We start from the raw sequence: 19412 nt of genomic DNA, 5'->3' as shown, positions 1-19412 counted from the left end.
TTTCAATGCCACTATTAACCCCAAAACTCTTGAGACCAATATCAACATTACCCGTACCTTTGGCGACGATGGTATCTGTGCCAGTGGTTCCTGTATCCGTAATGGTGTCATAGCCTTCAAAGGTATTCCACTCATTACTTTGATAGCCGGTATAAACGTATTGGTCGGAACCGTTACCACCGTTAAGTTTGTCCTCACCACCGCCACCAATAATGACGTTATTGCTGGTATTACCGGTGATATTATCATTCCCCCCATAGCCATTGATTTGGATATTGTCACCGACAAAAGCAGTATTAGAGAAGTCGAGGGTGTTGTCACTCCAATCACCGACGATGGTGACTTTTCCTGTTACTCCTGTCCCGTCGATGGTTTCAATGCCACTATTGGCGCTAAAGGAAAGAATCCCTAGGTCCACGTCTCCTGTACCCAAAGCCACAATTTTATCCACCCCGGTGGTCCCTGTATCGGTGTAGATGTCATAGCCTTGGAAACTCGACCAGCCTCCGGCTAGATTACCGGAGACATAATAAGTGTCTGAGTCTTCACCTCCATCTAATTGGTCATTGTCTGCGCCGCCATAGAGGAGGTCATTACCAACCCCACCCGATAAATTGTCAGACCCCCAATCTCCATCGATTAGGTCATCGCCGCCGCCACCATTGAGAATATCGTTTCCCCCGTAACCCATCAGGTGTTCGGCAAGATTCGTACCTGTAATCGTGTCGCTAGAGTTATCACCGTAAATAATGGTTTTCTGAAGATAGAAATAGTTGAGCCAACTGGCAACATCATTCAGGCGAGCATTGGCATCGCCGTCTTCGTTGACGAGACGATTTTCTTCGATGGTAAAGCCAATATGATAGAGTCCATCGGCTACGGTATTGACTAAATTTTTACCGAAGTATTGGGTTGTCGCTCCGTCATTTTGTACCAGGTGGTAGCCTGTTTCCTCATTTCCCTCATCGTCACCGTGGAGGAGGATAAATTCGTCATAGTGATTAGTGCGAACCCACTGATTGAGGGTGCGAATATCATCGCTGGTAATCCAGCCATCAGCAGCGATACCTGTAGCTGTAACGCCATCGACTAATAGATGGTTAAGTCCGTCGGCGGCGGCGGCTCCGGCGTTAATATCCCCCGCATTTGTCCACTTGGCTAAGCCAGTATCGATTTTGATGGTATCGACAATTTTGTCTAATCCTGTGCCAGTGGTGGACTGATCAACGTAAAAATATGTTAACCAATCTGCTACGTCTTTGACTGTGGCATTGGCCGCACCATCTTCATTGAGAAACCGCCCATTTTGGATCTCAAAACCAATATGATAGATTCCGTCGGCAACGGTATTAACTAGGTTTTTCGCAAAATATGTGGTCTTAGCACCGTCATTTTGAACTAAATGGAAGCCAGTTTCTGTTGTGCCGTCATCATCCCCATGCAGAACAACAAAAGTGTTATAACGGGTGGCATCAGAGCGAATCCAATTGTTAATTTGTGCAATATCGCTTTCGGAAATTGAACCATCGGCGGCGAGATTGTAGGTGGTAATCGCTGTTTTTAATAAATCATTCAGTCCATTGGCAGCATCAGCACCGCCAGCAATTTCTTGCCAAGGTATATTTTGCGCTAAACCCTGATCGGCAATAATTAATTCCGTAATCCGATCAAGTCCAGTATTAGTTGTTGCCCGATCTGTATAAAATTGGGTTAGCCAATCCGCTACTTGGGTGACAGTGGCATTGGCGTTACCATCTTCATTGACAAAGGTGCCATTTTCAATTAGGAAACCAATGTGATAAATGCCATCAAAAACCGTATCAACTAAATTCTGATTGCGATACTGTTGAGTCGCTCCGTCATTTTGAACTAAATGAAACCCTGTTTCTGTTGTACCGTCATCATCGCCGTGGAGAGCAGTAAATTCTGCTAAACGGTTAGCGCGAATCCAGGCATTAATCGCGATTACGTCACTGACAGTAAAAATGCCGTTACTAGCAACTCCAGTGGCTTGTTTGGCTTCTAAGATTAACTGATTTAATTCATTAGCCGCCGTCATTCCAACCGTAATATTTGTGCCGAGATTAGCACCAGCGAGTCCTGGATCTCTGCCAATTCTTTCAACCGTTTGATCTAGTCCCGTTCCGGTTGTTCCGGTTGGGGAATTTTGCACCATCGAATAAGATTTGCTTGCCATAATTTTTAACCATAAAAAATAAGGTAGTTAGTGAAATAGCAACAATTGTTAGACAAGTAACGACAAAACCGCACTAAGGCAGGTTTATCCTAAATCCAGTTAGCAAAACCCAGTTATCATCAGGGACCCCTGAAGTGGTCACTACGAACCAGAAGGCTTGTCAACTGCACTGGATCGGGGGGATTTGGTGTTACCCTGACAATTGCGGATCGATATCCTCACCCATACCCGAAGTCGATCCCAACGATTGGACAGTCTCAGATGGTCAATAAGTTCTAACCGATTGTCTTACCTCTGCTCAGACTATCGAACGAGGTTTTCCGACCTTGATAGTTCTGAGTCGGCGTTTGATAATCTAACCTTTGATGGAATCTTAGATTATTGTAGCACTTTATACAGATATGTGATACCCGCTGCTTTTTCTCTCTTAGTGTTGCTCAAATAAAAATACCTGATCTTGCGCGTAACTCAATTTAAAACCAGGCGATCGCTGCAAGCCTCTGATCAGATGGCTGACAAGCGACGGCGAACTCGCTCAATTGGGATGGTGCTGGTTGAGCAGGATATAATCAAATTTCGCCAACTGGCGGTTGGGACGGTGGGTCAGGTGGGGAGCAATTGGGGAAGTCGTCAGGACAATTTCCAGACTATCAAAGACAACTACTATAAAATAACTTTACACCTCTTTTATCACTTTTGGAAAATGCTATCCTTGTAGATGAGACAAAAGAACTAAAAATCTGCATTGATGCCCAGTGGATAATTTAATCGCATCTTAATGATAGTCTAAATCTTTTCTTAAAGATGGTAGCCGCTCTTGTAGGGTGCGTTAACGTAGTGTAACGCACGTCTTTACTGACTCAAGCCAATTTTGTAGGGTGCGTTAACGTAGTGTAACGCACCTCTTTACTGATTCAAGCTATTAAAATATGGCGGATGAATTAAAGATTGGGTTCAATTTATAACTCTACCCAATTCTCTAAACTTAATCCTTCAACCCTCAATAAATCACCGTCATTAGAAACAACAATTAAACTTTTAACTATAGCAGTAGCAGCAATTAAAATATCTTCTGTTTGTATGGGTAATCCTCTTAATCTAAGAGCAGCATGAATTTCGGCTGGTTTTTCTAAAATAGCTAAATCATCTAATAAAATAATTTGATAATCCTGACAAAGTTTGTTAAATATTTCTCTTTGTTTAGGTGCAGCAACTGCCAACAATCCCCTCTTAATTTCAAAATAAGTAATGCAACTGATAAAGATACTTTTTCTTTGAGCTTTGACATATTTAATTTTTTAATAAACTTCAAGATTACGCTGAATTAGTATCTAGCGAATAACTCATAATTACCTATTTACGCTTAATTGCTTCATCAAAAATAGCCATTTGTTCAGGAGTAAAATTGCCGCCAATTTTTGACAGGATTTCTGTGGACATAATAAAGCTACAATGCTCTTTCAATTCTGCCTCTGACATCGTGTTAAATTCCTCAAAAGGTAAATTTTTTTCAAATAATTCAACCAAATGTTTCACTATTTCTGAATAATTAAGCTCCTCTTTAAAGAAAGGACGATCTTCCATTAAAATAGAAACAACTTGCTCAATTCTCTTAATCATCGATTTTTGTCTGACATCAGTTGATAACATATTTATGCCTCCGGTAAATTTTCAATAATATTTATCAACTGCCAATATATCAAGTTTCTCGTGGTTATGCAACATCGTGAGTTCGATCTCGAAGAGAAGAAAGCGGCGTAACGGTGTCTTGAGTGGGATGTATCACCATTCTCATCGGATGGTGATTTCTGCGATGTCGAACCTGTTTGGGGTGAAGATGTCTTTATGGTTAAAAGATCGCAAGGGACGCACCTTGTCGGACGAGGACATATTACACTATCCTTATGATAGTAGTAACCTTAGCCGAAACCATGAAGTTAATGAAGTTAATCGATACTGCTATACCCGGTTTCCCAATTGAGTGATTAAAGAAGCTAAATCATGAAATTTAAGTTTTCAAAAGGAGTTAATCAATGAAAACAATTAGTTTTAAAACCCGTGTAGGAGAAGATGGAACATTACAAATATCTTTACCGCATGAACTTAAAAACACAGATTTAGAAGTCACCTTAGTTTATCAGCCAATATCTCTAAAAGAAAAAGAAGAAAAAACTACATTTAGCCAATGGCAAGAAGGCTTTTTTGAAGAAGTAATTGGCGGTTGGGAAGGTGAATTATTAGTAAGAGAAAAACAGCCAGATTATAAGGAAAGAGCGCTCAAGAATGATTAAGGACAAAAATCATCAAACCTATAGAGACCCTAGTATTGTCGGTTATTATGCCCAATTAACCGCGCTACAGCCGGCAGAAAAGACAATTTTAACCCTGCTGCAAGAGCGTTTATCAACCATGAAAATGCTTGATTTAGGGGTAGGTGCGGGACGGACTACGAAGTATTTTGCCCCTCTTGTGGGAGAATATATCGGGGTTGATTATTCTGCGGAAATGATCGCCGCTTGTCGTCAAAAATTCCCCCATTTATTCTGGCAAGTGGCCGATGCTAGAAATCTAGAACAATTTGCGGATAATTATTTTGATTTTATTCTCTTTAGTTTTAATGGCATTGATTATATTTCCCATGCTGACCGTTTTCTAGTTTTAGAGGAAATTAGCCGCATTGGTAAAGCGGGTGGTTATTTTTGCTTTTCTAGTCATAATCTCCAGGGAATTATCCCAGAATTCGATTGGAAAAAAAAGATTAGTTTGAATCCTTTTAGTAGCTATGTCAATTTAGTCATCTGGGCGATTTTGCGTGCCTGTAATCCCTCTCTTAGCTACGAACAGTTATTGACTGCTGACTATGCAATTATTCGGGATGAACCCCATAATTTTCGTCTGCAAAATTATTACGCCACCCCCAAAGAACAATTAAGACAGTTAAGGTCTTACTTTCAAGATATTAAAATTTATTCTTGGAAAACCGGTCAGGAAATTAAGAGTGAACAAGAGTTAAATACTAATCTTGATCATTGGCTTTATTATCTCTGTGTTCTTCCCTAACATTATCCTGCTTTTTTGGGGGATATTGAAGTAATGCTTGGGCAAGATAATGACCGGTGTAGGATCTTTCACATTTAGCCACGGTTTCCGGTGTTCCCACCGCGATTAATTCTCCTCCCTTATCCCCTCCTTCTGGTCCCAAATCAATAATCCAATCGCTACAGCGAATCACGTCGAGATTATGTTCGATGACGATAATCGAATTACCTTTATCGACCAATCTTTGTAACACATCTAAGAGATGATGCACATCATAAAAAGATAACCCCGTAGTCGGTTCATCGATCAAATATAGGGTTTTTCCCGTGGCCCGTCGGGATAATTCGGCCGCTAATTTCACCCTTTGCGCTTCTCCACCGGATAAAGTGGGAGCGCTTTGACCGAGTTTACAGTATCCTAAACCCACATCCACGAGAGTTTGTAATCTGGTGGTGGCCCGGGGGACATTTTCAAAGACTTTTAATGCTTCCTCGATCGTCATATCTAAGACATCGGCGATCGAATAACCTTTATACTTAACCTGTAGGGTTTCCCGATTGTAACGCGCCCCTTTACACACATCACACTGCACATAGACATCGGGGAGAAAATTCATCTCGATGACGTTTACTCCTTGGCCTAGGCAAGCTTCACAGCGTCCTCCTTTAACATTAAAAGAAAACTGCCCCGCTTTGTAACCTCTAGCTTTTGCTTCGATGGTTTCGGTGAAAATCTCGCGAATAATGTCAAAAACCCCCGTATAGGTGGCAGGATTTGACCGAGGAGTGCGTCCTATCGGTGATTGGTCGATGACAATTACTTTATCAACTGCGTCCAATCCTGCCACTTTATCTAATTCTTTGGGGAAGGGAGTTAAACGGGTTAAATGATGTTGTAAAGCCGGATATAATAACTCATTAATTAGGGTGGATTTGCCCGAACCAGATACCCCCGTAATCGAGACTAATTTGCCTAAAGGAATCGTTACATCAATATTTCTTAGGTTATTTTGATGGCAATTTTTTAAGACTAAAGCATTACCATTCCCTTCCCTTCTTTGGGGAGGAGTTTCAATAACTTTGCGTCCCGATAAGTAAGCCCCTGTTATCGATTTTTTGGACTTTAACAGGGTTTTAAAACTACCTTGACAGATGATTTCTCCGCCATGAATGCCCGCTTTTGGACCAATATCGACCACATAATCGGCTGCCCGAATCGTTTCTTCATCGTGTTCGACGACGATTAAAGTATTACCTAAATCTCGCAATCTTTGCAGGGTTTCTAACAGTTTACTATTATCTCTTTGGTGTAATCCGATGCTAGGTTCATCGAGGACATATAATACTCCCGTTAATCCCGAACCGATTTGGGTAGCTAATCGAATTCGTTGGGATTCTCCCCCAGATAAGGTCATCGCCGGTCGATCGAGGGTAAGATAATCTAATCCCACATCGATTAAAAATTGTAGTCTCGCTTTGATTTCTTTGAGAGCTAATTCTCCAATTAATGCTTGTCTTGGGGTTAAATGACAATCATTAATTCTCTGCAAACAATCCCGAATCGGAACTTCAGTAAAATCCGTGACCGTATATTGTCCTAAACGTACCGATAAAGCTTCTGGTTTTAATCTTTTTCCGTGACAAACTTCACAGGTTTGGTTAACAATATATTTCTCTAGTCTTTGTTTGATAACTTCCGAGGTGGTTTCTTGATAATTCCTATCTAAGATATTGATAACTCCCGCAAATTCTCGATAGTAACCGCGGCCAGTATCGTAACGGTAATCATCTTCAAAATAGATCGGTTCTTTACTCCCATAGAGAATGATATCTTGCTGGGTTTTTGTGAGTTTCTGCCAAGGAGTTTGAATTTCAAAACCTAAAGCTTGCCCTAAACCGTAGAGGAGAGAAAGATAGTAGGAGTTATCCTTATCTGACCAGGGGGCAATAGCAGAATATACCGGTTGTTTTGGGTCTGGAATGACTAAATCTGCCGAAAATTTCCGTAAACTGCCCAATCCGTGACAGTTGGGACAAGCACCATAGGGAGAATTAAAAGAGAATAAACGGGGGGATAATTCTTCCATAACTGCCCCGTGTTCGGGACAGGCAAATTTTTCGGAAAAGACAATTTCTTTGGTAACTTCGGGATTATCTTCGTTATTCTCATCGAGAATTTCCACAATCGCTACACCGTCGGAATGCTTTAAACAAGTGGTTAAAGAATCCACTAATCTTTCCTGTAAACCCTCTTTTTTGATCAGGCGATCGATAACAATTTCAATATCATGAAGATGTTTTTTATCTAACTCGATGCCCTCGGATAATTCTACTACCTTGCCGTCAATCCGCACCCGGGCAAAGCCTTGGGAGGCCAAACTAGAGATTAATTGCTTATGAGTGCCTTTTTTGCCGCGAATTACTGGGGCTAAGATTTGAAATCGGGTTTTATCGGCTAATTCCATCACTCGATCGCACATTTGATCGATGGTTTGGGGGGCAATATTGCGATCGCAATGGGGACAATGGGGTTCCCCAGCACGACCGAACAATAAACGCAAGTAATCGTAAATTTCCGTTACAGTTCCCACACTAGAGCGGGGATTGTGGGAAGTGGATTTTTGGTCGATGGAAATAGCCGGACTTAAACCCTCGATCGCATCCACATCGGGTTTATCTAATTGTCCTAAAAATTGGCGCGCGTAGGCGCTGAGGGACTCCACATAGCGGCGCTGTCCCTCGGCAAAAATAGTGTCGAAAGCGAGGGAAGATTTGCCCGATCCCGAAACTCCCGTAAAAACAATCAACTGATTGCGGGGTAATTCGATATCAACATTTTTGAGATTGTGTTGTCGGGCGCCACGGATACGGATCGAGTCAGTTTGAGCCATCGGATGGTGCCAAGTAGTCCTTAACAATAATAGCTTTGACGAATGGATTTCAGCCACTAGAAAACCAGTCTTCTATCATATCAAAAGATTCTCGGGGTTAAACCGCTCTTTCGAGAAACTCGCGCATATCTTGATCGGCCGCGGGACAACAGCTATGACTCGCTTCTTCTTCTAAATGGGCTAAAACTGGGCAATTAATCCGATAATCTGGTTCTTTTGACCGTTCTAGCCGCAATTCGTACACTTGTTTTTCCAGTTGTTCGATGCGATCCACCAAAGCGCGAATAGCCACCGCTTCCGAGTCGGGTAAATCACCGTGTTCGAGAGGTTGCACCCGCGTCCCGGCGCGATAGATTAAACGACCTGGTACACCAACAACGGTACAATCGGCGGGAATATCGCGCAGCACCACAGAACCAGCGCCGACGCGAACGTTATTACCCAGATAAATATTACCTAAAACCTTAGCCCCGGCACCGACGACCACATTTTCCCCCAGAGTCGGGTGACGTTTACCGCTTTCTTTCCCCGTCCCTCCTAAAGTAACTCCTTGATAGATGAGGGCATAATCACCGATAATGGCGGTTTCTCCGATGACAACTCCCATGCCATGGTCGATAAAAACACCCTGACCAATTTGGGCACCGGGGTGAATTTCGATACCAGTCAGAAAACGGGCAAAATGGGAAATTAAACGGGGAATAAAGGGAATCCCGAGCTGATATAGCCAATGGGCGAAGCGATGGCACAGTAAAGCTTGTAATCCGGGATAACAAAACAGTACCTCTAACCAGTTGCGGGCAGCGGGGTCACGTTCAAAAATGATCTTGAAATCGGCTAGGAGAGTGGATAACACGAGTCTTGATTCCATATTGATCGAGCTTATACTAAACCATGTTATCACCCTGGTAAATGAGCCGTTCAACTAAAAAGCGATCGAGTAAGCTGTTTTCCTAGTTCTCTTGTACTTGCATTAGCCAAATTTTGAAGATATCCTTAATTTCCCTCTTGTTTAATCTTCCTTTAACTTGGGGCTGAAAAAATGCGATTGTTTAGCCTTTTTTTGCAGGTTTTTAGCTAAAAATATGATTCATGCTATCGACCGTCACCATGGGAAAATTCTATTAACCTTGCTGTCAATTGCTGGCAGTATCAACATCGTTACCGAATCGGCATCAGCTTTAAATATCACGCGATTGAGCAGTCTTGGCAATAGTACAACGGCTGCGAATAACTTCGGGGCAGAAATTCCCGCTTATGACCCCGCTAGTCGAAAATTATTCGTGACTGGTCCCAATAATCGTCTAGATATTGCCGATATCAGCAATCCCGCTAGTCCTATTACCTTATCATCGATCAATCTTAGCTCCTACGGTGCGGGGGTTAATAGCGTTGCCATCCAAAATGGTATCGTGGCCGTGGCCATGGAAGCTAATCCCATTACCAATAACGGCAGTGTAGTATTTTTCGATACTAATGGTGTCTTTCAGAGTCAGGTGACTGTGGGCGCTTTACCAGATATGTTAACCTTTACTCCTGACGGTAATCGGGTTTTGGTCGCTAACGAAGGGGAAGCAGCTAATGGTGTCAATCCCGATGGTTCCGTTAGTATCATTAACCTTAGTGCTGGTGTTCTCAAACCCACGGTCAACACTGCCACCTTTACCAGTTTTAATGGTCAAGAGAACACTTTAAGAAATCAGGGAGTCCGTATTTTTCCCGGTCAAACGGTTTCCCAAGATGTGGAACCGGAATACATCACCGTTTCCGACGATGGAACCACTGCATGGGTAGCTTTACAGGAAAATAATGGTATTGCCGTAGTCGATATTGCTAACGCTCAAGTCACCAGTATTTTACCTTTAGGAGCCAAAAATTTTAACGCTTCTGGTAATGGGTTCGATCCTAGCGATCGAGATGGGGTAGTATTTGGAGGAGCGACTAATTCTCCCGCAGTGAGAATTAATAATTGGCTGGTTTTTGGCTTATATCAACCGGATACGATCGCCACCGTTACCATCGCCGGACAAACCTATTTAATTACTGCCAATGAAGGGGATACTAGAAATGAGTCTCGACGAGTTTCTACTCTAACTTTAGACCCCAATGCTTTCCCTAATGCGGCCCAATTGCAATTAGCCCAAAATCTCGGACGTTTAGATGTTTCTAGCATTGACGGACTTAACGCCCAAGGTCAATATAGCCAACTTTTTGCCTATGGTGGTCGTTCTTTTTCGATTTGGAATGTCACTAATGGACTGTCCCCAGTCTTCGATAGTGGCGATGATTTTGAACAAATTTTAGCGACTTTTTCGGCAACTCCCCTAACTCCTAGTATCTTTAATTCCGATGGTAATCCTAGCAGTTTCGATAGTCGTAGCGATAACCGCGGGCCGGAACCGGAAGGTTTAGCCGTGGGAAGCGTAGGCAATCGTCTCTATACTTTTGTGGGAATAGAAAGGGCTGGCGGTTTCATGGTTTATGATATCACCAACCCTAGTCATCCTTTCTTTGTTGATTATATCAACGATTGGCAATTAGGTGATATCTCTCCCGAAGGATTATTATTTATTCCCGCTGCCGATAGTCCCAATGGTACTCCCCTGTTAATTGTGGCCAATGAAGTTAGTCGTAATGTGGCGATTTATTCCGTTGAACCCGTACCCGAACCTAGCGCAGTTTTAGGATTGCTAACCCTCGGATTAGCTGGTTATAGTTTGAAAAAAAGAGGAAATTGCTAATTAGGGTTGGCTGAAAAAGTTTGTTGGTGGGGTTAGGAGTCAGGAGTCTCCGAGTCAGGAGTCAGGAGAGGAAGTCAGAATAACAGAATGACCTGGCGTGCCTGGAAGCGGAACCCCTTGCGTTCGCCTCCGGAAAGTGCAAGAATTTTGAGTCCCTCGGAGCGATTTCTCAACGTTTGTTTCTGGCACTTTTTTGACTAAAAAAGTGCCAGAACCGTTTTCTAGTAAGGCTTACAGTAATATTCAGCCAACCCTAAGTAGAGCCTTTAATTGATTAATGCTCATTCTTAAGTACCTAAGCAAAATTAATTACACATATCTAACCACCTCTTGCCTCTTGCCTCTTGCCTCTTGCCTATCTTCACTAGGAAATTAATTTTGCACGACTACTTAATTCTCCTGAATCCTGACTACTGGCTCCTTACTCCTCACCTAACGGAAGATTTTTGATTTTTGCAAGAGAGCCGCTAATCACATCCCGTAAAATGGTAGCGCCTCCGACCAATGGGGGCGTTTTCCCGTTTGCCAGTCCAAATGGGCTAAATCGAGGATATCAGGGGCATTTATGCCTAAATAACTGGGTGTGGCTAATCTTTGATAGGAAATAGTTAAGTTTTCTAAAGTGTGCTGCCATTGTTCCAACGTCATCAGGCTATCAGCTAAATAAACCCGATTACCCCGATAGATACCCACATACAATTGTCCCCTAGTGGCGGGCATTTCTAGGGCTAGATGGGTATCAAGGGGGTAAAAATCCCGTTGTGACCAAGCAAAGGCCGCTAAACTGGAGACGGTAAAAATCGGTAGCTGTAATTGTTGTGCTAGGGTTCTAGCGGTGACTATACCGATGCGGGTACTGGTAAAGCTACCCGGCCCCTTAGCGGTGGCTAGAAAGGCTAAATCAGCCCATTTTTGCGGGGCTAGGAACTGTTTTAGATAGGGGTGGAATAGGTTTGATAAGTCCCTGTCTAAGTCCCAAGTTTGTTGACGACTATCATCGCTGAAATTAGAGAGGGCCAGTCCTAGTTGGGGACTGCTGGTATGCAAGGCTAATCCATAGACAGGGGAAGACAAGTCAATCTTTCTGTATCAGTAAATTTTTATGGGTCGCCTGGGATTCGAACCCAAGACCAATCGGTTAAAAGCCGAGTGCTCTACCGCTGAGCTAGCGACCCGTTTCGTGTTCTGCACACGATTCATCAATATAACATCTTATTTGGGCTAAGTCAAGGGGTAATTTAAATTTGATTGACTCGCATTTCCACGATCGCCTCACGGCTACTATGGGGTTCTAGGTAGGTCAAATGTTCGCCTGTGTTGAGGGCGTTGCGGGGAGCGCTCCAGGGTTCGAGACAGATATAATTTTTATCTTTCAGAGTCCAAAAAACTATAGTTGTATAGAGATTATCGTAACTGAGGATAATTTGGCGCTGATGATAGGAATCGCTAAAACTACTTTGATGGCGCGTAATTTGCAGAAAAGCGGCATCAATTTCTTCGAGATTAAAGTCAAAGTTACCGGAGTAGGAATGGAAGGTTTTTGTGCGTTGATCGAGGTATTGGGAGGAGGGAATATCAAAGGATAATCGGGTTTTATCTGTGACTTGAAAATAGGGATGAAACCCGATAGAAAAGGGCATTATTTCCGGGGAAAGATTAATAAATTTTTGGTGAATTTTGAGGCTGTTTCCTTGCAGTTGATAGGTAAAAATTAATTGAAAATCAAAGGGATAAACTTGACGAGTGGCTTCATTACTGTTTAATTCTAGGGTTAAACTAGCGGCGGTTTCGGCACTTTGTTTGCTCACTTGCCAGGGTAAATCACGAGCAAATCCGTGTTGTTTCAGGGTATAGTTTCGTCCTTGGTGTTGATAGGTATTATCGGGTAAGTTACCACAGATAGGGAATAAAATCGGGACTCCTCCGCGGACGCTGAGGTTAGGATCTTTGAATCTTTCTCTGTCCAGATAGAAAATATCTTCTCCGCAAATTTGCCAACGGGTGATGATTCCTCCTCTAGCGGGAACCACTTCCAGATAAGCGTCAGCCTCTTCATCCTTGAGACAATAGGTAAGATATTGATTTTGGTTTTGAGTGATAGTAAAGGTCATATCAGTTATCAGTTAACATAGAACGTAGGTTGGGTTGAAGCATGAAACCCAACACCCGATCATGTTACGCTACCACTAACCCATCCTAACAAATAATTGTGCCTCCCTACTTAGCTTAACCAATTAGGTTTTAGATTCGGACTTTGTGAATAAGCTGAGATAGACTAGCTTGAGATGAAAATTTGGGTAAGAAAATAGGCAATGGCGGCGCTACCAATCGGTACAGTGAGATTATCTATACCTAGTTTCGAGAAAGTTTCTAGAATAGTAGCTCCGATCGCCGTTAATAAAGATACTAGAATAATTGGCGGATTAATGCCATTAATAAAAGATAAAATAATCAAGCTGACTAGAAAGCTGACTCCTAACATCGTTAGGGAACCTTCCAGACTTTTGCCACTGCCGAAAATTTTGTAGGGATGTTGACCAAAATTTTGTCCCACTAGGGCTGCTAATCCGTCTCCTAAAGCCATAATTAAAATACCCATTGCTGCGTATTCGGGGTGAGAAATTGGCCAAAAATAAGCCACGAGAACACCGATACTAACAGCATAAAAAAAAGTTCCCCAACTGCGGCGACCGACACTATTAAGACTGGGTAAAATGGGGAAAAAATAGGATAGGATAGCGATAGTTGCCGCTAGGATGGCCGCACTTATTCCCACCCAAGCGGGGATATTTAACCACCAAGCAAAAAGGATGACGTTTCCCGTGCCAATGTGGACAACTTTGCGGGTAATTTCGCCATCGGTACTGAAAACACTTTTTAATTTTTCAGCGATCAGAATCAAAACAGCTAGATAACAGGCGACCAAACCGATCGAAAATAGGAGAGAGTGGGATAGTTCCACGTGGCAAAAGCGAAAATTGACTATCTATTTAGTTTAGGCGATCGAGGTGACATCGATGAAAGGAATTTTTATTGGCTTAATTGAGGGATATAGACGGTTTATTTCGCCGCTATTTCCCCCTTCCTGTCGTTTTCAACCCACCTGTTCCCAGTATGCCATGGAAGCGATTGATCGCTTTGGTGTGCTGCGGGGTTCTTGGTTAGCAATTAAGCGTATTCTCCGTTGTCATCCCTTTCACCCCGGAGGTTACGATCCTGTGCCTCCCTGTAGCCACAAGCACGATTAAAAGCCACAGTAGTTATCTCAATGGTGAGATACGAGGTTTTCGTTTTGGGGATTCAGGAGTCAGGATTCAGGAGTCAATACCAAATTAGGTTATACTTCATTTTTAGGGTAAAGTCTGTAAAACTCTTGATATTTTTAGACCCGTTGATGATTGCCTATTTTCTTTGGGGAAAACGCTCGATATCGGCGATACCATAAAAGATAATCTGTTTATCTTTTAAACGTAGTCGATCGACCCTTAATTGAGTACCATCGAGAGCAAATTTATCTAAATCCATGAGGTTGTTAACGTGGCTGATTAAAGCTTCTCCTAAAGCTTTTGATCTTTCGTCGCCTTGGTAAACCACATCAACAAATTGAATTTTTCGCCGTTCTTCCACAACCACAGCCGTGGTCATTTCTAGAAGAATTGGTTCTTCTTCTCCCAATTTAATTAGACTTTTGAGAGTTAAAGTTTTATCGTCATTGAGAATTAATTCTGTATTCTGACAGTGAATTGATTTACCTTCATACTCTAATCTTTGCAGTTTTTCGACAATAAAAGGTGTATTAAAAGAGGTGGTTAAGTCTTCTTCCGTTAAAACTACCCGCAAAGTGGCCCGCGTCGGTTGACGGAGTTTTACCTGTCCGGTAAAAATGGCACTAAAATCGATCGCCACCGCTTGCACATACAATTCCATGGCTTCGATGCGTAGGCCATTGTACATCAGCATCGACTGACCGATAAAGTCAAAACCGTCGATACTGCCTTGCAGTAATTTGGCTACGGGTTCGGCGCGGACAGTCGCTGTCAGCTTGCCTGTGCGTTTGAATAATGCAGCGATCGCAGCACTCACCACTTTACTGATGAGTTGATCGCCGCTCTGATTGGGAAAAGGTAAGCTACCAAACACGCCTGCTGTCATATCTCTCATAGGTGGGACTGCAACGATCTTAACATTATTTAAAGTTTCTTTACATCTCGTTTTATTAATCAGGATGATAAGCAATCTGTATGATTCTGTAGAGGTTATAAATTTTTAGCGGTCTATCCCGTGCTAGGGGATAGGATGGAAAAACGCTACTATCCCAGTGATATAGCGTTTTTCACTTAAAAAATCGGGGTTAAAAACGTGGTTGCCATTTCAGATCAACAACCGTTAGCCGCTACCCACAACCACAGCGATCGAGTGGCGGTATTATTGATGGGGTACGGGGAAGTGGAGAGTTATGAGGACTTCGCCAACTATAATGAACAGGCCTTAAATTTGCTGACGGCTAAGTTCGCTCCTGTGCCGACTTGGGTTTATCCTCCCCTAGCGAAATTATTGGCTATATTTGACCTGCACGAATGGCAGCACCAGCATAATCACTTTATTTCCCCCCATAACCACATTTTTGAGCATCAAAGACAGGAAATCGAGCGCAATTTACAGGCAAAATGGGCTAATCGGGTGGAGGTATTCAAAGCGTTTAACTTCTGCGCGCCTTTTTTACCGGCACAAGTATTAACGGAAATCCGCGAGCGGGGATTTGAGAAAATTTTGATCTATCCTCTCCTCGTGGTTGATTCTATCTTTACCAGTGGCATTGCGATCGAACAAGTTAACAAAGCTTTAGCTCAAGGACAAACGGGGGAACATTGGGTCAAAGGATTGCGCTATATTCCCTCGTTTTATAACCAACCCGCTTATATAGATCTAATGGCGCGGTTAGTGGCAGAAAAAATCGCTGCCGAGGTAGCTAGTAGCTGTCTTCCCTCGCAAATAGGCATTATTTTGATGAATCACGGTTGTCCCCACGAAGCTAAGGGATTTACGTCGGGAATCGATGAAAGTCAAGCTTTATACGAGTTGGTCCGGGAAAAATTAATCTATCGTTATCCCTTGATTTCTGTGGGTTGGTTAAATCACCAAACCCCCTTAATTAAATGGACGCAACCGAATGCAGAGTTAGCGGCGAAGAATTTAATCGAATTGGGGGCCAAAGCCTTAATTTTCATGCCGATTGGCTTTGCTACGGAAAATCACGAAACTTTACTGGATGTAGAGCATATTATCGAAGCTTTACGCCGCAAGCACGACCAAGTTAATTATGTGCAGATGGCCTGTGTCAACGATAACCCCGAATTTTGCCGGATGGCTGCCGATTGGGCCGAGGAACATATCGAAGCTTTGTTATCACAAGAGGCTTTGTCTGTCAATAGTTCTGTAACAATTCCTCACATTCATTCCGATCACCATCATCATCACGGACATCACCATCATCATTAAGCTTGGACAGTGGCAAAGAGGGGTAGCGGCGAAAATTAGTCCTACCACTTGTCACTGTTGGAGCTATAATCTATAATTGTGCTTTCTTGGGTACGTAGCTCAATGGATAGAGCATCCGCCTTCTAAGCGGACGGTTGTAGGTTCGATCCCTACCGTACCCGTTATTGTTAACTAGGGTCTGCTGAAAAAGTTTTTCCTGGGGGTAGGGTGTGGGGTGTGGGGTGTGGGGTGTAGGGTTTTACCGATTTTCAGGTGGTCAACTACCTAATTTTCAGGGAAAAAGTACCTCAATTTTCCCCCTGATCACTCCCATGCCTGGTACTTTTTGATTGACAAAAAGTCTAAAAGTCTTACCCAACAAGGTTTTTAGATTCATTCAGCAGACCCTAAGTAGGGATGGGAAATTCTCTCCTATCGTCCTGGGGACAATCGCTTTGATGCGGTGAGCGTGGAATTGGGTCAGTTGAATCCCGTCGGTTGATATTAATTGTGTTTAATTTAGTTGGCGATCAAGTTGAAGCGCAGTCAAGGGAGAAGGCAAAGGCGAATCCGACATACTGCGCCAAAATATCTCACGGAATGAGGATAGGTCGCCTGAGAAGGAGTAAAACAAGAGAAACTACCTGAAACTCCTTCTTCTGTGCATCTCTCTATTTAATAGTTTGCCCTCTTTGCAATAGCCTTTCTCGTCTCTTTTGACGGGATTCTGTTTCCAGTTGGGCGAGTATATCGTCTAAAAAAAGATTATAAAGCTCAATCTGGCGGTTAGTTTCCCGTAAGCTTTCAAGACATTGTTTTCTCGTTGCTTCATCGGGATAGGAGGTGCGGTAAGTGATCATAAGTTCCATTGCCTCTTTACTTCATCAACACTAGCACTAACAGCATCCACACTGGCTGTTCCTTGCAAAATCGCTCTTTCTAACATCTCTAGCATCGTATTTGAGAGAGTCGGCTGCTCTTGTAAAATTCTCAGCAGGATATTATTAATTCGGGAGTAGGAATTAGTTACCCTCTCTCTGGCATTAAATAATTCTTCTAATTCTGATAATGTCCGTTCATTTTCCCCATATTCTGTAAAAAGTTGCCATTCTGTTGCCGATGCGTACTCTATCTGATCCGCTAGTTGACGCAGTAGATCACAAATGCTCGTTAAGGTTTCCTCTGGTAATTTAGCCATATTCAATTATTTCTATTATCCCCAGTCTATCATCTGGTTGGTACGAGGTAATCCTGTTTAATTTAGTTTGCGATCGACTTGAGGATCAGTCAAGGGAGAAGGCAAAGGCGAATCCGACATACTGCGCCACAATATCTCACGGAATGAGGATAGTTCCCCTAAGAAGCAGTAAAACAGGGGAAAGGAAGCGATCGCTAGTGAGAGAGGTATATAACTTAAGATTTGTGACGCGATCACGACAAAGCAGAATTAATAGTTCCAGTGGTTCAGGGAAATGAACTGATTAGCAAGAGGGAAGTTAGCAGTTTCAAGATTGGCGATCGCATTGACAATTGCCTTAAAACTCATTTTCTTTGAGGGATTTGCCTCTTGATAAATTGCCAAAATTCCGGGATGATGGGAATCCGCAGCATGGAGAGACTAAAAGTCACGGCAGTTAAGGGTCAACAGGATGCGATCAGCATTTCTAGCATAGTCCAGAACTAGGAAATCTGGGTGACTCATCAGACCAGCTTCGTTAACTGTAATCACTTCATGTCCAGCCTGTCGTAGCAATTTCACCAACACTTTATCTTGGGCATCTTCATCAATGAGTAACTTTAGGCTCAAGGGCTACTCCTCTCGCTTCTAGGTAACGACGTTCTGCCTCCGCTTCCTGCTGCAACAGTTCTTGATGAGTTTGGCAGTATTCAATTGCTTCGAGAACGGCGGCTAAGGGTAATTCTTTGCTGTCGGCGACTTCTTCAGGAGTCATTTTGTTGGCGATCGCATCTGACCAAACAGTGAAAGCTGTCAGCTTGCTGCCTTTAATGTATAGTTGCTGTCGCCAGGAATGAGGACGTTTCTCTAAATACTGCCATTGAGTTTTTGCCGCGTTAGTGGTCATGCTGATGCCTTGATCAAAGCTGGTATCCCTAGTTTATCAGCTACAGAAGCAGCGCACCGTCGAAGGCGGCTCTCTTCGAGATCGCGCTAACCCAATGTTGTTTGGTGTTGTAACCCAATCGGATTCACAAAATTCTATCTTCCTGTTTTTTAACCTCAGCAAGATCATAATTCATCTGGAGGCGCAGCCAGAAAGCAGGGGTGCTACCGATTGTCTTTGACAAACGCACAGCCATTTCCGGGGAAATCCCCGCCTTGCCATTGATTAGGTTAGATAGTCTAGAGCGTGACACGTTCAGCATTTTTGCCGCAGCTGTAACGGTCAATTCAAGCTCTTCAATCGAACTTTTGACAATTCTGCCCGGATGTACGGGATTTTTCAGGGTCATCATGTTTTTTCCCTCAATGATAATCTACAAGGTCAATGTCGAGAGCGTTTCCATCTTCAGCCATCACCCATCCTCAAAATCCCTAAATCACTGAAAATCCTGATGCTGACAAGGAAGTAGTGCAGATACCAGCGTAAGCCATGAGGGAGAAGAATGTAAAGATTTATTAAATATAGAGAAATTGCGGCATGAGATATGATTGATATGGTTGCCTATTAGTCTAAGTCAAATGAACATTGAACAAGTTATCATTAAAAACCTAAGAAAACTTCCCTTAGAAAAACAACAAGAAGTGTTATCCTTCACCGAATCTCTCACCTCAAGAATTTCCCTCCCTTCCCCAGATTATAGTCTCACTCCCCAGGAAAAAGCTCAAAAATGGCAGAAAGTAATCGCTAAACTTCCTAAAACAAGTGCGAATTTACCTGATGAAGCTTTACACCGTGATACTATGTATGAAGACTAATGACTCAATATTTACTGGATACTAACATTTTGGGCTCTTCGTTACTTGTTATGGTTCGATAGGGGGACATAAATCGACTAAATCCTTATCTGGCAAGAGACTTAATTGATTAGCTCGTTCTAGATAAAA

The 19412-nt window shown here is 42.8% G+C and carries 20 protein-coding genes, 2 tRNA genes and 1 pseudogene; 8 read left to right on the top strand and 15 right to left on the bottom strand.

The annotated features are described in order from the left end of the window. Nucleotides 1-2197: calcium-binding protein (locus IQ242_RS02190; protein WP_370582937.1), on the bottom strand; the 2197-nt coding region annotated here is incomplete at its 3' end. Between the two features lie 457 nt (nucleotides 2198-2654). On the opposite strand from IQ242_RS02190, the gene IQ242_RS02185 reads away from it, so the two are divergent. Beyond that, a complete protein-coding gene (locus IQ242_RS02185; protein ID WP_228020779.1) occupies nucleotides 2655-2915 on the top strand; it encodes a hypothetical protein in 261 nt (86 codons plus the stop codon). A 241-nt stretch (nucleotides 2916-3156) separates the two neighbouring features. Here the strand turns inward: IQ242_RS02185 and IQ242_RS02180 are convergent. Both IQ242_RS02180 and IQ242_RS02175 read right to left on the bottom strand, forming a co-directional pair. Next, nucleotides 3157-3528, bottom strand: a pseudogene (locus tag IQ242_RS02180) (PIN domain-containing protein). A gap of 22 nt (nucleotides 3529-3550) precedes the next feature. Then, nucleotides 3551-3847, bottom strand: coding sequence for a hypothetical protein (locus IQ242_RS02175; RefSeq protein WP_106908324.1), 297 nt, complete (start codon nucleotides 3845-3847; stop codon nucleotides 3551-3553). Between the two features lie 383 nt (nucleotides 3848-4230). On the opposite strand from IQ242_RS02175, the gene IQ242_RS02170 reads away from it, so the two are divergent. After that, the gene (locus IQ242_RS02170; protein ID WP_193958870.1) at nucleotides 4231-4488 is read left to right on the top strand and encodes a hypothetical protein; all 258 of its coding nucleotides are present in this window, start codon (nucleotides 4231-4233) and stop codon (nucleotides 4486-4488) included. Continuing rightward, entirely contained in the window at nucleotides 4481-5257 is a 777-nt protein-coding gene (locus IQ242_RS02165; protein ID WP_193958869.1) for a class I SAM-dependent methyltransferase, read from the top strand. The genes IQ242_RS02170 and IQ242_RS02165 overlap by 8 nt, the downstream gene beginning before the upstream one ends. Here the strand turns inward: IQ242_RS02165 and uvrA are convergent. Both uvrA and cysE read right to left on the bottom strand, forming a co-directional pair. After that, the gene (gene uvrA, locus IQ242_RS02160) at nucleotides 5214-8126 is read right to left on the bottom strand and encodes an excinuclease ABC subunit UvrA (protein WP_193958868.1); all 2913 of its coding nucleotides are present in this window, start codon (nucleotides 8124-8126) and stop codon (nucleotides 5214-5216) included. The two genes, IQ242_RS02165 and uvrA, sit on opposite strands and share 44 nt — an antisense overlap. Nucleotides 8127-8223: 97 nt before the next feature. Then, nucleotides 8224-8997, bottom strand: coding sequence for a serine O-acetyltransferase (gene cysE / locus IQ242_RS02155; protein WP_052276747.1), 774 nt, complete (start codon nucleotides 8995-8997; stop codon nucleotides 8224-8226). Nucleotides 8998-9211: 214 nt separating this feature from the next. Between cysE and IQ242_RS02150 the strand changes: the two genes are divergently transcribed. After that, nucleotides 9212-10867, top strand: a complete 1656-nt coding sequence (locus IQ242_RS02150) for a choice-of-anchor I family protein (RefSeq protein WP_193958867.1) — start codon at nucleotides 9212-9214, stop codon at nucleotides 10865-10867. A 471-nt stretch (nucleotides 10868-11338) separates the two neighbouring features. Here IQ242_RS02150 and tsaB read toward each other — a convergent pair whose 3' ends face one another. From tsaB to IQ242_RS02130, 4 genes are all read right to left on the bottom strand, one after another. Further along, a complete protein-coding gene (gene tsaB, locus IQ242_RS02145) occupies nucleotides 11339-11941 on the bottom strand; it encodes a tRNA (adenosine(37)-N6)-threonylcarbamoyltransferase complex dimerization subunit type 1 TsaB (RefSeq protein ID WP_002785414.1) in 603 nt (200 codons plus the stop codon). A 29-nt stretch (nucleotides 11942-11970) separates the two neighbouring features. Next, a tRNA-Lys gene (locus tag IQ242_RS02140) sits at nucleotides 11971-12042 on the bottom strand. 63 nt (nucleotides 12043-12105) lie between these two features. After that, a complete protein-coding gene (locus IQ242_RS02135) occupies nucleotides 12106-12978 on the bottom strand; it encodes an aldose epimerase (RefSeq protein WP_193958866.1) in 873 nt (290 codons plus the stop codon). A 164-nt stretch (nucleotides 12979-13142) separates the two neighbouring features. Beyond that, nucleotides 13143-13829, bottom strand: coding sequence for a diacylglycerol/polyprenol kinase family protein (locus IQ242_RS02130; protein WP_193958865.1), 687 nt, complete (start codon nucleotides 13827-13829; stop codon nucleotides 13143-13145). 55 nt (nucleotides 13830-13884) lie between these two features. Here IQ242_RS02130 and yidD point away from each other — a divergent pair, with 55 nt between their 5' ends. Next, nucleotides 13885-14115: a membrane protein insertion efficiency factor YidD gene (yidD, locus tag IQ242_RS02125; RefSeq protein WP_002757748.1), complete on the top strand. Its 231-nt coding sequence runs from the start codon at nucleotides 13885-13887 to the stop codon at nucleotides 14113-14115. 154 nt (nucleotides 14116-14269) lie between these two features. On the opposite strand, the gene IQ242_RS02120 is transcribed toward yidD, so the two are convergent. Further along, a complete protein-coding gene (locus IQ242_RS02120) occupies nucleotides 14270-15028 on the bottom strand; it encodes a DUF2993 domain-containing protein (RefSeq protein ID WP_002785405.1) in 759 nt (252 codons plus the stop codon). A gap of 198 nt (nucleotides 15029-15226) precedes the next feature. Here IQ242_RS02120 and IQ242_RS02115 point away from each other — a divergent pair, with 198 nt between their 5' ends. Next, nucleotides 15227-16366, top strand: a complete 1140-nt coding sequence (locus IQ242_RS02115; protein ID WP_193958864.1) for a ferrochelatase — start codon at nucleotides 15227-15229, stop codon at nucleotides 16364-16366. A gap of 88 nt (nucleotides 16367-16454) precedes the next feature. Beyond that, nucleotides 16455-16527 (top strand) — tRNA-Arg (locus IQ242_RS02110). 489 nt (nucleotides 16528-17016) lie between these two features. Here IQ242_RS02110 and IQ242_RS02105 read toward each other — a convergent pair. From IQ242_RS02105 to IQ242_RS02085, 5 genes are all read right to left on the bottom strand, one after another. After that, the gene (locus IQ242_RS02105; RefSeq protein ID WP_193958872.1) at nucleotides 17017-17205 is read right to left on the bottom strand and encodes a hypothetical protein; all 189 of its coding nucleotides are present in this window, start codon (nucleotides 17203-17205) and stop codon (nucleotides 17017-17019) included. Further along, nucleotides 17202-17543 carry a hypothetical protein gene (locus IQ242_RS02100; RefSeq protein WP_193958863.1) on the bottom strand — a complete coding sequence of 114 codons (342 nt, stop codon included), beginning with the start codon at nucleotides 17541-17543 and terminating at the stop codon, nucleotides 17202-17204. Before IQ242_RS02100 ends, IQ242_RS02105 begins: the two co-directional genes overlap by 4 nt. 420 nt (nucleotides 17544-17963) lie before the next feature. Beyond that, nucleotides 17964-18104 carry a DUF5615 family PIN-like protein gene (locus tag IQ242_RS25725; RefSeq protein ID WP_370582938.1) on the bottom strand — a complete coding sequence of 47 codons (141 nt, stop codon included), beginning with the start codon at nucleotides 18102-18104 and terminating at the stop codon, nucleotides 17964-17966. Nucleotides 18105-18129: 25 nt separating this feature from the next. Continuing rightward, nucleotides 18130-18429, bottom strand: coding sequence for a hypothetical protein (locus IQ242_RS02090; protein WP_193958862.1), 300 nt, complete (start codon nucleotides 18427-18429; stop codon nucleotides 18130-18132). Between the two features lie 124 nt (nucleotides 18430-18553). Next, complete coding sequence (locus IQ242_RS02085) at nucleotides 18554-18820, bottom strand: HigA family addiction module antitoxin (protein ID WP_228020776.1); 267 nt, start codon at nucleotides 18818-18820, stop codon at nucleotides 18554-18556. Between the two features lie 226 nt (nucleotides 18821-19046). On the opposite strand from IQ242_RS02085, the gene IQ242_RS02080 reads away from it, so the two are divergent. Beyond that, complete coding sequence (locus IQ242_RS02080; RefSeq protein WP_008202209.1) at nucleotides 19047-19283, top strand: hypothetical protein; 237 nt, start codon at nucleotides 19047-19049, stop codon at nucleotides 19281-19283. The last annotated feature ends 129 nt before the right edge of the window (nucleotides 19284-19412 follow it).

It is taken from the genome of Microcystis sp. LEGE 08355 (assembly GCF_015207185.1).
Classification (GTDB): Bacteria; Cyanobacteriota; Cyanobacteriia; order Cyanobacteriales; family Microcystaceae; genus Microcystis; species Microcystis panniformis.
The sequence above is the reverse complement of the archived record's forward strand: the minus strand, read 5'-3'. Positions and strand labels throughout refer to the sequence as shown.